This window comes from Streptomyces aurantiacus, from assembly GCF_001418335.1.
GTDB classification, from domain to species: domain Bacteria; phylum Actinomycetota; class Actinomycetes; order Streptomycetales; family Streptomycetaceae; genus Streptomyces; species Streptomyces aurantiacus.
In genome coordinates this window covers 1-14162 of the sequence record NZ_LIPP01000256.1, presented here as the reverse complement: position 1 = coordinate 14162, position 14162 = coordinate 1, and the positions used below count along the sequence as shown (strand labels likewise).

Below are 14162 nucleotides of genomic sequence, written 5' to 3'. Positions count from 1 at the left end.
CAGCGTGGACTTGCCGGAGCCGGAGGGACCCATGATCGCGGTGAACTCGGCCTGCCGGAAGTCGACGGAGACCCGGTCCAGAGCGACCACCTGGGTCTCCCCCTGCCCGTAGACCTTCGACAGTTCCATGGCGCGGGCGGCCACCGTGGTGGTCCGGGCGGCGAGGGGCGTGGTGGTCACGGGGGTTACTCCTTGTCGGTACGGCGGTGAGTGGACGACAGTTCCCATCGTCGACGCCGATCGCCGCCGTGTAGTCACCCCCTGTTCCGGTTCCGGGGGGCGACTCGGGTCGCACCGCGCGGCCCCGTGTCATACCTGGGGATGACACCCACCCCTGAGAGGGAATCGGCGACGGTTCGTCAGGTTCCGCTCGTTCGTGCGGTGAAATCACGTCATTCCCCATGTGCCGCTCAACGTCCCTCGAAGGGCACGTGGCATGTGCGTATGGCGATTACCGTGGGCTGATGCACCCTCAGGCGCCAATAAAATAAGACAACATCGGGCCACCCTCCCGCTGTTCGGGGGATCTGTCCCGATAGGCTCGGAACACTCGATGCGGAGCCCATGGCCTGCCCGGATGGTGGAATGCAGACACGGCGAGCTTAAACCTCGCTGCCCCTTGCGGGCGTACCGGTTCAAGTCCGGTTCCGGGCACCTCCGACCTTTCCGTCTTTCCCGGCGCATCCTGATGAAGGGTGCATTCTTCGTTGAGGGCTTCCTCGCGCGACCATTGACAGTGGGTTCCGTCGGTCGGAGACTCGCGTGGGTAGATCGTGAACAAAAGTTCACTCAGCGAACAGAGTTCGGCGCTCGCGGGAGTCGTCGGAGCGCGAAGGGGCGTGTCGATGCGTACCACCGTCGGGATCATCGGAGCCGGGCCGGCCGGCCTGCTGCTGGCGAGGCTGCTGCACAACGCGGGCATCGACTCCGTCGTACTGGAGAGCCGGGACCGGGCGTACGTGGAGCAGCGGCAGCGCGCCGGAATCCTGGAGCAGGGAACCGTGGACGTGCTGCGGGCCGCGGGCGCCGGTGAGCGCATGGACCGTGAGGGGCTGCGCCACGACGGCATCGAGCTGCGGTTCGCGCGCAGGCGGCACCGGGTCGACTTCCCCGCGCTCACCGGCGGGCGGTCCGTGATGGTCTACGCCCAGACGGAGGTGTGCAAGGACCTCATCGCGCTGCAGCTCAAGGAGGGCGGGCCGCTGCTCTTCGGGGCGCAGGCCCTGGCCGTCGAGGGGGCCGGCACCGACAGCCCCCGGGTGCGCTTCCGGCACGAGGAGCGCGAGGACGTCCTGGAGTGTGACTACGTCGTCGGGTGCGACGGCTCCTGGGGCGTGGCCCGGCGGGCGATTCCCGAGGAGCTCACACGGGTCTTCGAGCGGACGTACCCCTTCGGGTGGCTGGGGATCCTCGCCGATGTGCCTCCGTCGCACGACGAGCTCGTCTACGCCCGTCACGACCGTGGTTTCGCCCTGCTGTCCATGCGGTCGCCGGTCGTCTCGCGGCTCTACCTCCAGGTGCCCGAGGGCACGGACGCCGAGGCCTGGAGCGATGCGGAGATCTGGGACGAGCTGGAGCGCCGGTTCGAGACGGACGACGGGTGGCGGCTGCGGAGGGGAACCATCACCTCCAAGTCCGTCACGCCCATGCGCAGCCAGGTGCAGGAGCCGATGCGGTACGGGCGGCTCTTCCTGGCCGGGGACGCCGCCCACATCGTGCCGCCGACCGGCGCCAAGGGGCTGAACCTCGCGGTGGGTGACGTCGTGACCTTCGCGCGGGCGCTGGGACACCAGCGGGAGACCGGGTCCGACGACCTGCTCGACACCTACTCCGAGACCTGCCTGCGGCGGGTGTGGCAGGCCGAGCGGTTCTCGTACGAGATGACGACCATGCTGCACCGCTCGCCCGACGCGACGCCCTTCGAGGACCGGATCCAGCTGGCCCGGCTGGAGCGGCTCACCTCCGCGCGCTCCGCCGAGCAGGACCTCGCCGAGGGCTACACGGGCTTCGCCTTGTAACAGTGGGGGAATGCCGGGGTGAAAGCTGGTGTTCCCGGTCACAAGAGGGGAAAGATCCTCCCAGGCACTGGAGGCATTCTTTTGCCTAGCCATTACTCTAGAGCCAAGGCCACGCAGCGTGGCCATGGAGGAGTGAAATGAGGAGCAGCAACCCGGTCTTCTCGCGACGGGGGTTCAGCCGCGACAACGGCTACGCGGGCTTCAACGCGGCGCCGCAGGCCGGGGGCCCCGCTGTCGGAACGCAGGGGAACCCGTACGCACAGGGCACCCCGGGCGCCCCGCAGGGCGGCAACCCGTACGCGCAGAATCCTTACGCTCAGACCCCGTACACGCAGCAGGGCGCACCGCCGCAGGCCCCGCCCGCCGCCGGCCGCATGACGATGGACGACGTCGTCGCGCGCACTGCCATGACACTCGGCACCGTCACCGTCGGTGCCGTTCTCGCCTGGGTCCTGCTGCCGGTCACGTCGACCAGCTTCGGCCTGGCCATCGGCTCGGCGCTCATCGCGATGGTCTTCGCGCTGATCCAGGCCTTCAAGCGCAAGGCCTCGCCCGCGCTGATCCTGGCGTACGCCGCCTTCGAGGGCGTCTTCCTCGGCGTGATCAGCGAGATGTACAACAGCAGGTGGTCCGGCGCGCCCTTCCAGGCGGTGCTCGGCACCATGGCCGTCTCCGGCGCCACCCTGCTGATCTACAAGGCGGGCTGGATCCGCGTCACCGCCAGGTACGCGCGCATCGGCATGTCCATCGCGATCGCCTTCGTGCTGGTCATGGCGGTCAACCTGCTGCTGGTCGTCTTCGGTGTCGCCGACGACGGCGGGCTGCGCAGCATGGGCCCGCTCGGCGCGATCGTCGGCATCCTGGCGATCGTCCTGGGTGCGTTCTTCCTGACGCTCGACTTCAAGCAGATCGAGGACGGTATCGCCTACGGCGCGCCGCGCGACGAAGCCTGGCTGGCCGCCTTCGGGCTGACCATGAGCCTCGTGTGGATCTACCTGGAGATGCTGCGTCTGGTCGCCATCTTCAGCGGCAACGACTAGCACCCGGCGAACGACCAGTACCCGGCGAGGACGCCGGTTCATGGCGCCGGACGCCTGTCGCGTCTGTTCCGGATGAAGGGCCCGCGAACCATGGTTCGCGGGCCCTTCGTTCTCTGGTGCCGGAGCGGAGCGAGGCCGCGTTCAGCGCAGGTTGCGCGCTGCCCTCCTCAGGTCGTACTCGTGAATGATCGCTTTGGCGTGGCCGTACGCGAGGTCGTGCTCGGCGCGGAGCCAGCTGACCTTCTCCTCGAAGCGGAAGAGCGCGGGGCCTTCGTCGACGGTGCGCAGCCAGTCGGAGATCTCACGACCGGTGCAATGGGGGATGCGGGCGAGCAGATTGCGATGGGTCTCCGCGGAGAAGACGTGGGACATCGGCGCCTCCGGACGCAAAGGGGATGTAGGCCGGTCCTTCACGCCACCGTGCCTGAGCGTTCGGTCGTTGGCAACAGTCCAGGTGTGACGCGTAGTCTCGCGGCGTGCTTGATACGACTCCGTTGACCCGTGCCGTGGACCATTTCGCCGACCGGTTGCGGGCCGCGCCGCAGAGCCGGCTGCAGCGCGGGGCAGCCGCCGAGGCACTGGGTCTGGCCAGGGAGTTGGCCCTGCGCGCCCAGCGGTTGGAGGACCCCGGGCAGGCCCCCCGGGAGATGCCGGACGCGGGCATGTTCGCGTCGGCGGATCAGATCACGGTGGCCGTGCACGACCTCGCGCTCGTACTGAGGACCGAGGCGGAACTGGCGGAGGCGCTGGTGCTTGTGGAGGAGGCGCAGAAGAGGGCGGGCGTCTGACCGGGCGCGCGCAGTCGCGGCCCCGGTGTCTACAGCGAGGCTATGACCCGGTCCGCCAGGACGTAGACGCTCTCCTGGCCGCACTCGAAGGTGAGGGCGTAGGCGCCCGAGACTCCTGAGCCGCCGAGCAGGACCGGCGGGTGGCCGGTGCGCAGGGACTCGGCGAGGCGTTCGGCGGTCTCGCGGTGGCCCGGGGTCATGCAGAGAGTGGTGCCGTCGGCGAAGACGTAGACGTCGAGGGTGCCGAGGGGGCCTGGGCGGACGTCCGCCAGCTCGGTGCGGGTGTCGGCCAGTTCCTCCAGGCAGGCCACCGTGCGTTCGTGGTCGTTCACGACCGGCGACTGGACCGGGACGAAGTCAGGGTGCGAGGGGTGGCGGCGGCGGGCCGCGGCAAGCTCGGCGGAGTCCCCGGAGAACTCGTCGGTGTCGGCGGGCGGCTCGGTCACCGGTTCCAGGTGCTCGATGCCCACGAAGTCCGACTGGCGCGGCAGGTACAGCTCGCTGTCGGGCAGGCCGAGCAGGGTGGGGGCGTCGCCGGCGTCACGCACCTCCTGGGCGGCCCAGAACGCACGGGCCTCGGCGAGCTCGCGCTCCCGTTCCTCGGCGAGGGCCTCGGCCACGGCGGCGCGTATCTGGTCGGTGTCCGCGGAGCCGCGAGCGGCCGGCAGGAGGCCGCGCAGGGCGGCGGCGCGGCCCTGGGCGAGCTCGGTGTGCAGGGCCGCCACCTGTCGGCGCAGCGCCAGCAGGGTGCGCAGTACGGCGACGCCCACGGCCGTGGTGGTGGCTGTGGCGAGCAGCAGAGCGAGAAACGTGGTGCTCACTGACGTACTCCCGGTTCAAAGTCGACCCCCGACTTCCTACATCAGCTTGAAGGATGGACTAACCAGCTGTCAGTGCGTAACGTCACGAAAGGGACAGGACCTTGGGCCCGGCGGTTGCTTGTGGGGCGCCGCTGACCTGCGCAAATACCTCCCCCGAGGGACTTAGGTCACATCCTGGGGGAGATTCGATCACAAAACGACCCAGAGTCCCATTGGAGAGGCGTTCTCCGAGGGTTCTCCGGGCCGTTCCGTTCACGTTCTGTTCAACTTCGGTTACGGGGGCTGTGCTTCGGGTCGGGTTTCGCAGTGCGGCTGAGTGCGGCTGAGCGGGGCCTGGGGCTAGCTCAGCCGCTCGATGACCATGGCCATGCCCTGGCCGCCGCCCACGCACATCGTCTCCAGGCCGAACTGCTTGTCGTGGAACTGGAGGGAATTGATGAGCGTGCCGGTGATGCGGGCGCCGGTCATGCCGAAGGGGTGGCCGACCGCGATCGCGCCGCCGTTCACGTTCAGCTTCTCCAGCGGGATGTCCAGGTCGCGGTAGGAGGGGATCACCTGGGCGGCGAACGCCTCGTTGATCTCGAACAGGTCGATGTCGGCGACGCCCAGGCCGACGCGGGAGAGGGCCTGCTTCGACGCCTCCACCGGGCCGAGGCCCATGATCTCGGGGGAGAGGCCGGTGACACCGGTCGAGACGATCCGGGCCAGCGGGGTCAGGCCCAGCTCGCGGGCCTTGGTGTCGGACATGATCACGAGGGCGGCGGCGCCGTCGTTGAGCGGGCAGCAGTTGCCCGCCGTGACCATGCCGTCGGGGCGGAAGACCGGCTTGAGGCCCTGGACGCCGTCCAGCGTGACGCCGGCGCGCGGGCCGTCGTCCTTGCTGACGACCGTGCCGTCCGGGGTGGTCACCGGAGTGATCTCGCGCTCCCAGAAGCCGTTCTTGAGGGCTTCCTCGGCGAGGTTCTGCGAGCGGACGCCGAACTCGTCCATGTCCTGGCGGGTGACGCCCTTGATCCGGGCGAGGTTCTCCGCGGTCTGGCCCATCGCGATGTACGCGTCCGGCACGAGGCCGTCCTCGCGCGGGTCGTGCCAGGACGCGCCCTCGCTCGCGGCGACCTCGGCGGTGCGGGCCTCCGCCTCAGCGAAGAACGGGTTGTGCGTGTCCGGGAGGCTGTCGGAGTTGCCCTTGGTGAAACGCGAGACCAGCTCGACGCCGGCCGAGATGAAGACGTCGCCCTCACCGGCCTTGATGGCGTGCAGGGCCATGCGGGTCGTCTGCAGCGACGAGGAACAGTAACGGGTGACCGTGCAGCCGGGGAGGTGGTCCATCCCCATCTGCACGGCGACGATGCGGCCGAGGTTGTTGCCCTGCTCGCCGCCGGGGAGGCCGCAGCCGAGCATCAGGTCCTCGATGTCCCTGGGGTCGAGCTCCGGGACCTTGGCGAGGGCCGCCTGGATGATGGTGGCGGTGAGGTCGTCCGGGCGCAGGTCCTTGAGGGAGCCCTTGAACGCGCGGCCGATGGGGGAGCGGGCTGTCGAGACGATCACGGCTTCGGGCATCTACGGCTCCAATGAGAAGAGGCGGCGCGCTGGGGGTCCCCCGGGCGTTCGGCTCTGGGGGAGCCTCGTCGAGTGGCGCCGGCCGGATGGCGGTCGGCGGCCGGCGGTCGGCGGTCGCCGGGCGGGAGTTACGGGGATGTGGGCGGTCCTGACTTGGAAGCTACCCGCACGTACGGGTGAGGTCACGGCTGTGGGTGTGTGACGCGGGCCGCATTTCTAAGCGCTTGCTTTCTCCGTAAGCCTTCTCCGTAAGCCTTCTCCGCATGTCTTCTCCGCATCGGTCAGGCGGACGGCTCCCGGCTACCGGCCGGCGACGAGTCCCTGGCCGGGCCTGCCGCCGAGTCCGTGGTCGAGCCAGGGGCCGCGTCCGCGGCCTGGTGCGCGGCCGGGTCCCTGGCCGGGTCCGTGGCCGGGACCCTGCGGCGACGGCGGCGCTTGAGGAGGGCCCATGGGCCCCGCGGGCCCGTCGGCATCGCGGCCGTGACCTCCGTACCGGGCTCCGCCGCGGCCTCCGCCGCCGCCCGCGCCACCGGGAGGAAACCCTCACGGCGGGAGACGTCCGGCCGCTCCTCGGCCGCCGGCCACAGGCCGAGGGCGGCACAGACCGTGGGGAGTATGGCCATCGCCGCCGTCGCGTACCCCTCCGCCGACGGGTGGTAGTTGTCGGGGCCGAACAATTCCCGCGGATTCGCCTCGAACTCGGGCCCCAGCAGGTCGCCCAGCGACACCGCACGCCCGCCCTGCTCGACCGTACCGATCGTCTGCGCCGCCGCCAGCTGACGCGAGGCCCGTCGCGCGATCCACCGCAGCGGCTGCTGGACCGGCTCGATGGTGCCCAGGTCGGGACAGGTGCCGACGACCACCTCGGCACCCGCGGTACGCAGTCGGCGTACCGCGGCCGACAGGTGACGGACCGACCGTGTCGCCGGCATCCGGTGCGTCACGTCGTTCGCCCCGACCATGATCACGCACACCTCGGGCAACCCGTCCGGGTCCCCGACCGCCAGCACGACCTGGCGGTCCAGGTCGTCCGACTGGGCGCCGGGCAGCGCCACGTTCCGCAACCGCACCGGCCGCTCCGCCACCGCCGCGAGCCCGGACGCGAGCAGCGCCCCCGGTGTCTGCCTGGCCCGGTGCACTCCCTGCCCGGCGGCCGTCGAGTCACCGAGCATCGTCAGGCGCAGCGGTTCCTCCGCGCCGGCGTACGCGTACCCGTACAGTCCGTCGGCGCTCGGTGGATGGGGACTGGGCCCGTGGCCCACCTGCCGTTTCGCCAGCTGCAGCTCGGCCAGTACCACTCCCACCGTCGCCGCGCCCAGCAGCCCGATCCCGCCGCCGCCGTACGCCGCGCCCGCGGCGATCCGCCGTGCCACCCTCGCCCTCGACATGCTCGACATGCGAAGCCGCCACCTCCTTCTAGCCCGTACACCCACTCCTTGCCCCGTACAGACCGTCGGCCAATCTCAACGCGCTGTGAACGCCCAGCAGGGGCTTAGGCTGACCGAACCACCCCGACCACTTCTTTTGCAGCTCCGGAGACAACGGTGCAATTCCACGACTCGATGATCAGTCTCGTCGGCAACACCCCGCTGGTGAGGCTCAACAGCGTGACCGCCGGCATCCAGGCGACCGTCCTCGCGAAGGTCGAGTACTTCAACCCCGGCGGCTCCGTGAAGGACCGCATCGCTCTGCGCATGATCGAGGCCGCCGAGAAGAGCGGCGCCCTCCAGCCGGGCGGCACGATCGTCGAGCCGACCAGCGGCAACACGGGAGTGGGCCTTGCCATCGTGGCCCAGACAAAGGGCTACAAGTGCATCTTCGTGTGCCCCGACAAGGTGAGCACCGACAAGATCAACGTGCTGCGCGCGTACGGCGCCGAGGTCGTCGTCTGCCCGACCGCGGTCGACCCCGAGCACCCCGACTCGTACTACAACGTCTCCGACCGGCTGGTGCGTGAGACGCCCGGGGCCTGGAAGCCCGACCAGTACTCCAACCCCGACAATCCCGCCTCGCACTATCACTCCACCGGCCCTGAGCTGTGGGAGCAGACGGACGGCCGGATCACCCACTTCGTCACGGGCGTGGGCACCGGCGGCACCATCTCCGGGACCGGGCGGTACCTCAAGGACGCCAGCGACGGGAAGGTCCAGGTCGTCGGCGCCGACCCGGAAGGGTCCGTCTACTCCGGCGGCTCCGGGCGGCCGTATCTCGTCGAGGGCGTCGGCGAGGACTTCTGGCCGACCGCGTACGACCGGACAGTCGCCGACGAGATCGTCGCCGTGTCCGACAAGGACTCCTTCCAGATGACCCGGCGGCTGGCCAAGGAGGAGGGACTGCTCGTCGGCGGCTCCTGCGGCATGGCCGTCGTGGCCGCGCTGGAGGTCGCCCGGCGGCTCGGCCCGGACGACGTGGTGGTCGTCCTGCTGCCGGACAGCGGTCGCGGCTACCTCAGCAAGATCTTCAACGACGAGTGGATGGCGGACTACGGGTTCCTGGAGGACGAGGGGCCCAGCGCGCGCGTCGGCGACGTCCTGAGCGACAAGGTCCACGGGGCCATGCCGTCCCTCGTCCACATGCACCCGGACGAGACGGTCGGCGAGGCGATCGAGGTGCTGCGCGAGTACGGCGTCTCACAGATGCCCATCGTGAAACTGGGCGCCGGTCATCCGGACGTGATGGCCGCCGAGGTCGTGGGCTCCGTGGTCGAGCGGGAACTGCTCGACGCGCTGTTCACCCAGCGGGCCACCCTCACCGACCCGCTGGAGAAGCACATGTCGGCGCCGCTGCCCCAGGTCGGCTCCGGCGAACCGGTCGGCGACCTGATGACCGTGCTCGGCGCCGCCGACGCCGCGATGGTCCTGGTCGACGGCAAGCCCACCGGAGTCGTCAGCAGGCAGGACCTGCTGTCCTTCCTGGCCAAGGGCGGACGGCAGTAGGACGTCCGGTGAACTGCGCGTGCCGGAGGGGAACTTCCGGCGCGAGCGGTCACAACGGAACTTTGTGGAAGTGGTACGAGGGCGTCACGTCCGCGCAGCACACGCTTAACACGCGTCCGGCACATTGATGTGTGTCGGCAAGGGCGGGAGCGGCTCCCCGCCCCGGCCGACGCCAAAACGGCGCCAAGGACCTCCGGAGCGGCTCCCGGACCTCCATGGACGCCACGGACGCGCAGCTTGGCCCTGACCCGGCTCGCGTCCCTCGCGGGGACCGCCGTCGTCCCGCCCCCCGGCAACGGGGGTGCGGCGGTCCCCGCGCAAGCTCGGAAGAGGCCCGGTACCTGACTGGTACCGGGCCTTTCTGTCCTGCCTCCGTCTTGCCTCTGTCTCGCTTGTCTCTGTCTTGCTTCGGGGCGGCTCAGGCCTCCCAGTCGCTGTCCTTGGAGGACTTGCGGCGGCCGAAGAGGTTCGGCGACAGGCGCGCGGCCTGGACCACGTTGACCCCCACGATGCCCGCCCAGGCGACCAGCAGGCCGGGCAGGTCGGCGACGCTGCCGCCGATGGCGGACAGCGGGATCGCAAGGACCAGGGAGACGATCCCGAACCCGAAGCGTTCGCCCCATGAGTCCGAGGAGCCCTGCGGGGAACGCGCGTCCCGGGCCACCACCATCTGCTGTTCCGCGAGCTGACGGCGCACCCGCCGGTCGACCGCACCGTCCAGACGCTGCTCGACCTTTTCCAGGAAAGAGTCGACCAGCGCGGACTCGTACTCGTCGCCCAGTTCCTTGCGGGCGTGCAAGGTGGCGCTGAGTTCCTTCTTGAGTTCCGCGTCGGGAGCTTCCATACCGGTCATGGAGTCCACGGTAGGGAGCCGGAGTCCGCTTGACACGGGGGTTAGCCCCCCTGTCCGGGCTGGGCCGTGCCCCACCGGGCCGGTGTCTCTTGCCCGGCTGCATATCGTCATGCAGAGTTCTCTGTACTTGAATAGCTTGCTGACGAGGTGAGGGATCGAGGGGAGTCTGCGCTCTATGTCGTCTTGGGAAGTGGACACGCCGGGTGCGGTGACGGCCGGCCTCGTGGTGCTGGACGGATACAGCACGGGCGTCGCCGACGTCGTACGCCTCGCTGACGGGTCCGCGCGGCCCGTCCCCGGCACCGACGCCATGAAGCGTGTCGAGGAGTCCTGGGACGCGGCCCGCCGCATCGCCGCGACCGGCCGGGTGTACGGCCGCTCCACCGGAGTCGGCGCCAACCGCAACGAGGACGTGCCCACCGAGGCCGCCACCGAGCACGGTCTGCGCCTGCTGCGCAGCCACGCGGGGGCCGTCGGGGCGGAACTGCCCGCACGGGAGGTCCGGGCGATGCTCGCCGTGCGGGCGAACCAGCTCCTCGCGGGCGGCGCGGGCCTGCGCCCCACCGTCGTCACGGCACTGTGCGAGGCGCTGGAGACGGGCGCGTACCCCGTCGTGAACGAGTTCGGCTCGGTGGGAACCGGCGACATCGCGGCCCTGGCACAGGTGGGGTTGGCCCTGGCGGGGGAGCACCCCTGGCGGGGCGCGGCCCCGACGGGGCTTGTGGGCAACGGGAGTAGCAGCAACGGCGGTGGCAGCAAGGGCAGTGGCAGCAAGGGCAGTGGCAGTGCGGGTGCGCCGGAGTGGGTGGGGGCGCCCGAACCCCAGCCGCTCGACAACAACGACGCCCTCGCGCTCATCAGCAGCAACGCCCTCACCCTCGGCCAGTCGGCGCTCGCGCTCCACGAACTGCGGGGCCTCATCGGGGCCACACAGGTCGTCGCCGCGCTGTCGCTGGTCGCGGTGGACGGCTCGCACGAGGCGTACGCGGCTCCCGTGCACGCCGCCCGGCCACACCGCGGGTCCACCGAAGTGGCCCGGCGGATGCGGGAGCTGATCGGCGCGGCCGACCGCCCGACACCGCCGCTCGGACGGCTCCAGGACCCGTACGGCTTCCGGTGCCTGCCCCAGATCCACGGCCCCGCCCACGACGCGGCCGACGCCCTGGAGGAGGTCCTCGCCGTCGAGATCAACGCGGCCGCCGAGAACCCGCTGATCTGCGCCGCCGACATGGCCGCCTACCACCACGGCGGCTTCTACCAGGCCCAACTCGCCCTGGCCCTGGACCACTTCAGGCTCGCCCTCACGCAGGTGGCCCGCCTGTCGACCTCCCGCCTCTCGACCCTCAACGAACCCGCCTACACCCGGCTGCGCCCCTTCCTCGCCGACCACGAGCCTGCCTCCTCCGGCGTGATGATCCTGGAGTACGCCGCCGGGGCCGCCCTCGGTGACCTGCGGGCCTTCTCCGCGCCCGCCTCGCTCGGCCACGCTGTACTCTCCCGGGGCGTCGAGGAGCAGGCGAGTTTCGCCTCGCTCGCCGCACGCCAGACCCTGCGCGCGTGCGACGCGTACCGTCTCGTGGTCGGCTGCGAACTCGTCGCCGCCGTACGGGCGTTGCGCCAGCGCGAGCTGCGTCCCGACCCGGAACTGCCGGTGGGCAGGGCCCTGGAGATCGCCGAGTCGGTGCTCGACGCGGACCCGACCGACCGGCCGCTCACGGACGACGTGACGGCGGCGGCCGCACTGCTCGACCGGTTCACGGACATCTGGAGGGGGAGCACGGCATGAGCATGAGTACGGGCACGGGCACGGGTACGGGTACGGGCGTGAGTGCGGGCACGGAGGGCAGGGCGAGCGGGGGCAGTGGCGGCGCGGGGGTGGGCAACGGTCCCGCCGGGCGTCTGCAGTCGCTCTTCGAGGGGCACCGGCTGACCCCCACCCAGCGGCGCATCGCCCACAGCATGGTGCGCCGGGCCGCCGACGTGCCGTTCCTGTCGAGCGTGGAGCTCGCCGAACTCGCCGGGGTCAGCCAGCCCTCCGTCACCCGCTTCGCCGTCGCCCTCGGCTTCGACGGCTACCCGGCGCTGCGCAAACACCTGCGCGAGGTCGCACCGGCCGAACCCACGGCGGACACCGGCTCGTACAACGAGTACCAGCAGGCCGTCGAGGCCGAGATCGAGAACCTCCGCCATCTCGCCTCCGTACTGGCGGACCCGCGTCCCGTCGAGCGGGCGGGCCGGCTCCTCGCCGCCTCGCGCCCCCTGCCGGTGCTCGGGCTGCGGGCGGCCGCGGCCCAGGCGTACGGCTTCGCGTACTTCGCGGCCAAGGTCCATCCGGACGTACGGCTCCTGGACGAGGGCGGCACGATGGCGCACGACCGGCTCGACGCGGCGGTGCGGGCCGGGGCCAGTACGCTGCTGTGCTTCGCGTTGCCCCGCCACCCGCGGGAGGTCGTGGACACCCTGGCGTACGCCAAGCAGGCCGGGCTGACCGTCGTCACCGTCGCGGACTCCGCGTTCGCGCCGGTCGCCAAGGTGTCCGACCTGCTGCTGCCCGCCGCCGTCGGAACGGGCCTCGCCTTCGACACGGCCTGCGCGCCGATGCTGCTCGGGCGGGTACTGCTGGAGGCGATGTGCGACGGGTTGCCGGACGCCCAGGCGCGGCTTGAGGAGTTCGACGCACGGGCCGCCGCACGGGGCCTGTTCGTGGAGTAGGGCGCTCTGCGTGTGGAGTGGCGGCGTCCCGCGAACTTTTTTTGCGCTCTCTCACGGTTGTCTCACCTTCGGCCGCTAATCTGCCCGCCAAACAGGCGTCTGGTGAGGAGGCGGATCGTGGCGCGCGGAGGGCAGGGACTGGCTCGGGTGGCCGTCGTCGTACGGGCCGGAGCGGCACCGCTGGGATGGCTCGGGGTGGTCGCGGCGGGTGTGGGCGTACTGGTGCCCGGGATCACGGGCCGGCGGATCGGGGTACTGGCGGGAGCCGCGCTCTTTCTGATCGCGGCGGTGGTCGTCCCGCTGACACGACGGAAGCGGTACGGGGCGCTCGCCAGGGGCGCCGCCCGCGCGAGCAAGCACGACGTGCTCCAGGACCGGGCCGTGTCCGTACGGAACTGGCGCCGCGGACACCGGTGGTGGGTGCTGCTCGCCTTCGCCGCGGCACTGGGGTCCGCGTTCGCCGTGCCGGCCGCCGGCGGGATGCTGCTCGCCGGTGCCGGGGTCGGGCTTCGTCTCAAGGCGGCCTGGATCGGCCGGCTCGAACGGGCGGCCGAGTCGCTGCTGTGGGTCCGTGTCGACTGGCTCGGCCGGGGTGCGGGCGTTCCCGCGGGCAAGCGCGTCAAGGGCTACCGCGCCACCGGTATCGCCGCGGGCGACGCCGCGCCCGGTGGGGCGCGGCGCCGTGGCGGAGTCCTGGTCTGATCACCTCGGACCGCCCCCTCGGACCGCCCCCCTCGGACCGCCCTCTAGACCTCCAGGTCGCTCTCGATCCTCTTCAACTGGTGGCGCGCCATCGCCAGGTTGGCGCGTTTGGCGTCGAGCACCAGGTAGAGGAAGAGCCCGTTGCCGCCGCGGCCCTTGATCAGCCGGAGCAGGTGGTACTGGTCGGACAGCGTGATCAGGATGTCCTCGATCTCGCCCTTCAGACCCAGGTGCTCCATCGTGCGGATCTTGGCGCGGACGACATCGGTGTTGCCGGCCGCCGCGACCGTGAGGTCGAAGCTCTTGCTCCCGCCGATCGTGCCCAGCGCCATGCCGCTGGTGTAGTCGACGAGAGCGGCTCCGGTCGCGCCCTCGATGGAGGCCAGGGCCTCTTTCAGCGCGGTTTCGGTGTTGGCCATGGTCGTGCCTGTCCTTTCGGTTCGGGTCAGTTCGGGTCAGTTCGGTTCGGTTCGGGTCGGGTCAGTGGGTCGGGTCAGTGCGGTGAAAACGGTGCTCAATGGCTTTCGCCGGCCGGCCCGGTGACGGTGCGCGCGGCGCGCGCGGTTCTGGTGCGGGGCGCGGGCGCGGTGGGCTTCGGCGAGGGCCGCGCCGCCGGGGTCGGCTGGGCCTCGGCGGCGGCCTCGACGAGTTCGCCGATCCGGGCGCCGGAGCGGCGCCCTTCGAGGTGCAGCCGGCCGACGTTCGCCCGGTCGTCGGCCGGCTGCACCTCGA

The 14162-nt window shown here is 71.0% G+C and carries 14 protein-coding genes, 1 tRNA gene and 1 pseudogene; 8 read left to right on the top strand and 8 right to left on the bottom strand.

Annotation, left to right across the window (positions count from 1 at the left end):
- Window positions 1-180, bottom strand: a 180-nt coding sequence (locus AOK01_RS29580; RefSeq protein WP_157871532.1) for an ATP-binding cassette domain-containing protein, incomplete at its 3' end; no start/stop codon positions are given.
- A gap of 391 nt (window positions 181-571) precedes the next feature.
- Here AOK01_RS29580 and AOK01_RS29575 point away from each other — a divergent pair.
- From AOK01_RS29575 to AOK01_RS29565, 3 genes are all read left to right on the top strand, one after another.
- Window positions 572-654 (top strand) — tRNA-Leu (locus AOK01_RS29575).
- A 191-nt stretch (window positions 655-845) separates the two neighbouring features.
- Window positions 846-2018, top strand: a complete 1173-nt coding sequence (locus AOK01_RS29570) for a 4-hydroxybenzoate 3-monooxygenase (RefSeq protein ID WP_055517040.1) — start codon at window positions 846-848, stop codon at window positions 2016-2018.
- Window positions 2019-2155: 137 nt separating this feature from the next.
- The gene (locus AOK01_RS29565) at window positions 2156-3058 is read left to right on the top strand and encodes a Bax inhibitor-1/YccA family protein (RefSeq protein ID WP_055517038.1); all 903 of its coding nucleotides are present in this window, start codon (window positions 2156-2158) and stop codon (window positions 3056-3058) included.
- Window positions 3059-3199: 141 nt separating this feature from the next.
- On the opposite strand, the gene AOK01_RS29560 is transcribed toward AOK01_RS29565, so the two are convergent.
- A complete protein-coding gene (locus tag AOK01_RS29560) occupies window positions 3200-3430 on the bottom strand; it encodes a DUF4287 domain-containing protein (RefSeq protein WP_055517037.1) in 231 nt (76 codons plus the stop codon).
- Window positions 3431-3534: 104 nt separating this feature from the next.
- Here AOK01_RS29560 and AOK01_RS29555 point away from each other — a divergent pair, with 104 nt between their 5' ends.
- Window positions 3535-3846: a hypothetical protein gene (locus AOK01_RS29555; protein ID WP_079103859.1), complete on the top strand. Its 312-nt coding sequence runs from the start codon at window positions 3535-3537 to the stop codon at window positions 3844-3846.
- A 29-nt stretch (window positions 3847-3875) separates the two neighbouring features.
- On the opposite strand, the gene AOK01_RS29550 is transcribed toward AOK01_RS29555, so the two are convergent.
- From AOK01_RS29550 to AOK01_RS29540, 3 genes are all read right to left on the bottom strand, one after another.
- Window positions 3876-4667, bottom strand: a complete 792-nt coding sequence (locus AOK01_RS29550) for a hypothetical protein (RefSeq protein WP_055517033.1) — start codon at window positions 4665-4667, stop codon at window positions 3876-3878.
- A 339-nt stretch (window positions 4668-5006) separates the two neighbouring features.
- Window positions 5007-6227 (bottom strand): acetyl-CoA C-acetyltransferase, encoded by a 1221-nt coding sequence (locus tag AOK01_RS29545; protein WP_055517031.1) that lies wholly within the window; start codon window positions 6225-6227, stop codon window positions 5007-5009.
- A 281-nt stretch (window positions 6228-6508) separates the two neighbouring features.
- Window positions 6509-7624: an SGNH/GDSL hydrolase family protein gene (locus AOK01_RS29540; protein WP_190850609.1), complete on the bottom strand. Its 1116-nt coding sequence runs from the start codon at window positions 7622-7624 to the stop codon at window positions 6509-6511.
- A 147-nt stretch (window positions 7625-7771) separates the two neighbouring features.
- On the opposite strand from AOK01_RS29540, the gene AOK01_RS29535 reads away from it, so the two are divergent.
- Window positions 7772-9163 carry a cystathionine beta-synthase gene (locus AOK01_RS29535; protein WP_055517030.1) on the top strand — a complete coding sequence of 464 codons (1392 nt, stop codon included), beginning with the start codon at window positions 7772-7774 and terminating at the stop codon, window positions 9161-9163.
- Window positions 9164-9581: 418 nt separating this feature from the next.
- Here AOK01_RS29535 and AOK01_RS29530 read toward each other — a convergent pair whose 3' ends face one another.
- Complete coding sequence (locus tag AOK01_RS29530) at window positions 9582-10007, bottom strand: hypothetical protein (RefSeq protein WP_055517028.1); 426 nt, start codon at window positions 10005-10007, stop codon at window positions 9582-9584.
- 184 nt (window positions 10008-10191) lie between these two features.
- On the opposite strand from AOK01_RS29530, the gene AOK01_RS29525 reads away from it, so the two are divergent.
- The 3 genes from AOK01_RS29525 (at window position 10192) to AOK01_RS29515 (ending at window position 13430) form a co-directional block, all read left to right on the top strand.
- Entirely contained in the window at window positions 10192-11802 is a 1611-nt protein-coding gene (locus AOK01_RS29525; RefSeq protein WP_055517026.1) for an aromatic amino acid ammonia-lyase, read from the top strand.
- The gene (locus tag AOK01_RS29520; RefSeq protein WP_245702465.1) at window positions 11799-12728 is read left to right on the top strand and encodes a MurR/RpiR family transcriptional regulator; all 930 of its coding nucleotides are present in this window, start codon (window positions 11799-11801) and stop codon (window positions 12726-12728) included. The genes AOK01_RS29525 and AOK01_RS29520 overlap by 4 nt, the downstream gene beginning before the upstream one ends.
- A 117-nt stretch (window positions 12729-12845) precedes the next feature.
- Window positions 12846-13430 (top strand): hypothetical protein, encoded by a 585-nt coding sequence (locus AOK01_RS29515; protein ID WP_079103858.1) that lies wholly within the window; start codon window positions 12846-12848, stop codon window positions 13428-13430.
- A 44-nt stretch (window positions 13431-13474) separates the two neighbouring features.
- Here the strand turns inward: AOK01_RS29515 and AOK01_RS29510 are convergent, their stop codons facing one another.
- Both AOK01_RS29510 and AOK01_RS29505 read right to left on the bottom strand, forming a co-directional pair.
- A complete protein-coding gene (locus AOK01_RS29510) occupies window positions 13475-13849 on the bottom strand; it encodes a roadblock/LC7 domain-containing protein (RefSeq protein WP_055517023.1) in 375 nt (124 codons plus the stop codon).
- Window positions 13850-13944: 95 nt separating this feature from the next.
- Window positions 13945-14162 (bottom strand): annotated as a pseudogene (locus AOK01_RS29505) (hypothetical protein); the annotation flags it as partial.

Excerpts from the sequence above, each read along its gene's own strand:
- AOK01_RS29570 (WP_055517040.1), top strand. The coding sequence starts at position 846 with ATGCGTACCACCGTCGGGATCATCGGAGCCGGGCCGGCCGGCCTGCTG.
- AOK01_RS29565 (WP_055517038.1), top strand. The coding sequence starts at position 2,156 with ATGAGGAGCAGCAACCCGGTCTTCTCGCGACGGGGGTTCAGCCGCGAC.
- AOK01_RS29560 (WP_055517037.1), bottom strand. The coding sequence starts at position 3,430 with ATGTCCCACGTCTTCTCCGCGGAGACCCATCGCAATCTGCTCGCCCGC.
- AOK01_RS29545 (WP_055517031.1), bottom strand. The coding sequence starts at position 6,227 with ATGCCCGAAGCCGTGATCGTCTCGACAGCCCGCTCCCCCATCGGCCGC.
- AOK01_RS29540 (WP_190850609.1), bottom strand. The coding sequence starts at position 7,624 with ATGTCGAGCATGTCGAGGGCGAGGGTGGCACGGCGGATCGCCGCGGGC.
- AOK01_RS29530 (WP_055517028.1), bottom strand. The coding sequence starts at position 10,007 with ATGGAAGCTCCCGACGCGGAACTCAAGAAGGAACTCAGCGCCACCTTG.
- AOK01_RS29525 (WP_055517026.1), top strand. The coding sequence starts at position 10,192 with ATGTCGTCTTGGGAAGTGGACACGCCGGGTGCGGTGACGGCCGGCCTC.
- AOK01_RS29520 (WP_245702465.1), top strand. The coding sequence starts at position 11,799 with ATGAGCATGAGTACGGGCACGGGCACGGGTACGGGTACGGGCGTGAGT.
- AOK01_RS29510 (WP_055517023.1), bottom strand. The coding sequence starts at position 13,849 with ATGGCCAACACCGAAACCGCGCTGAAAGAGGCCCTGGCCTCCATCGAG.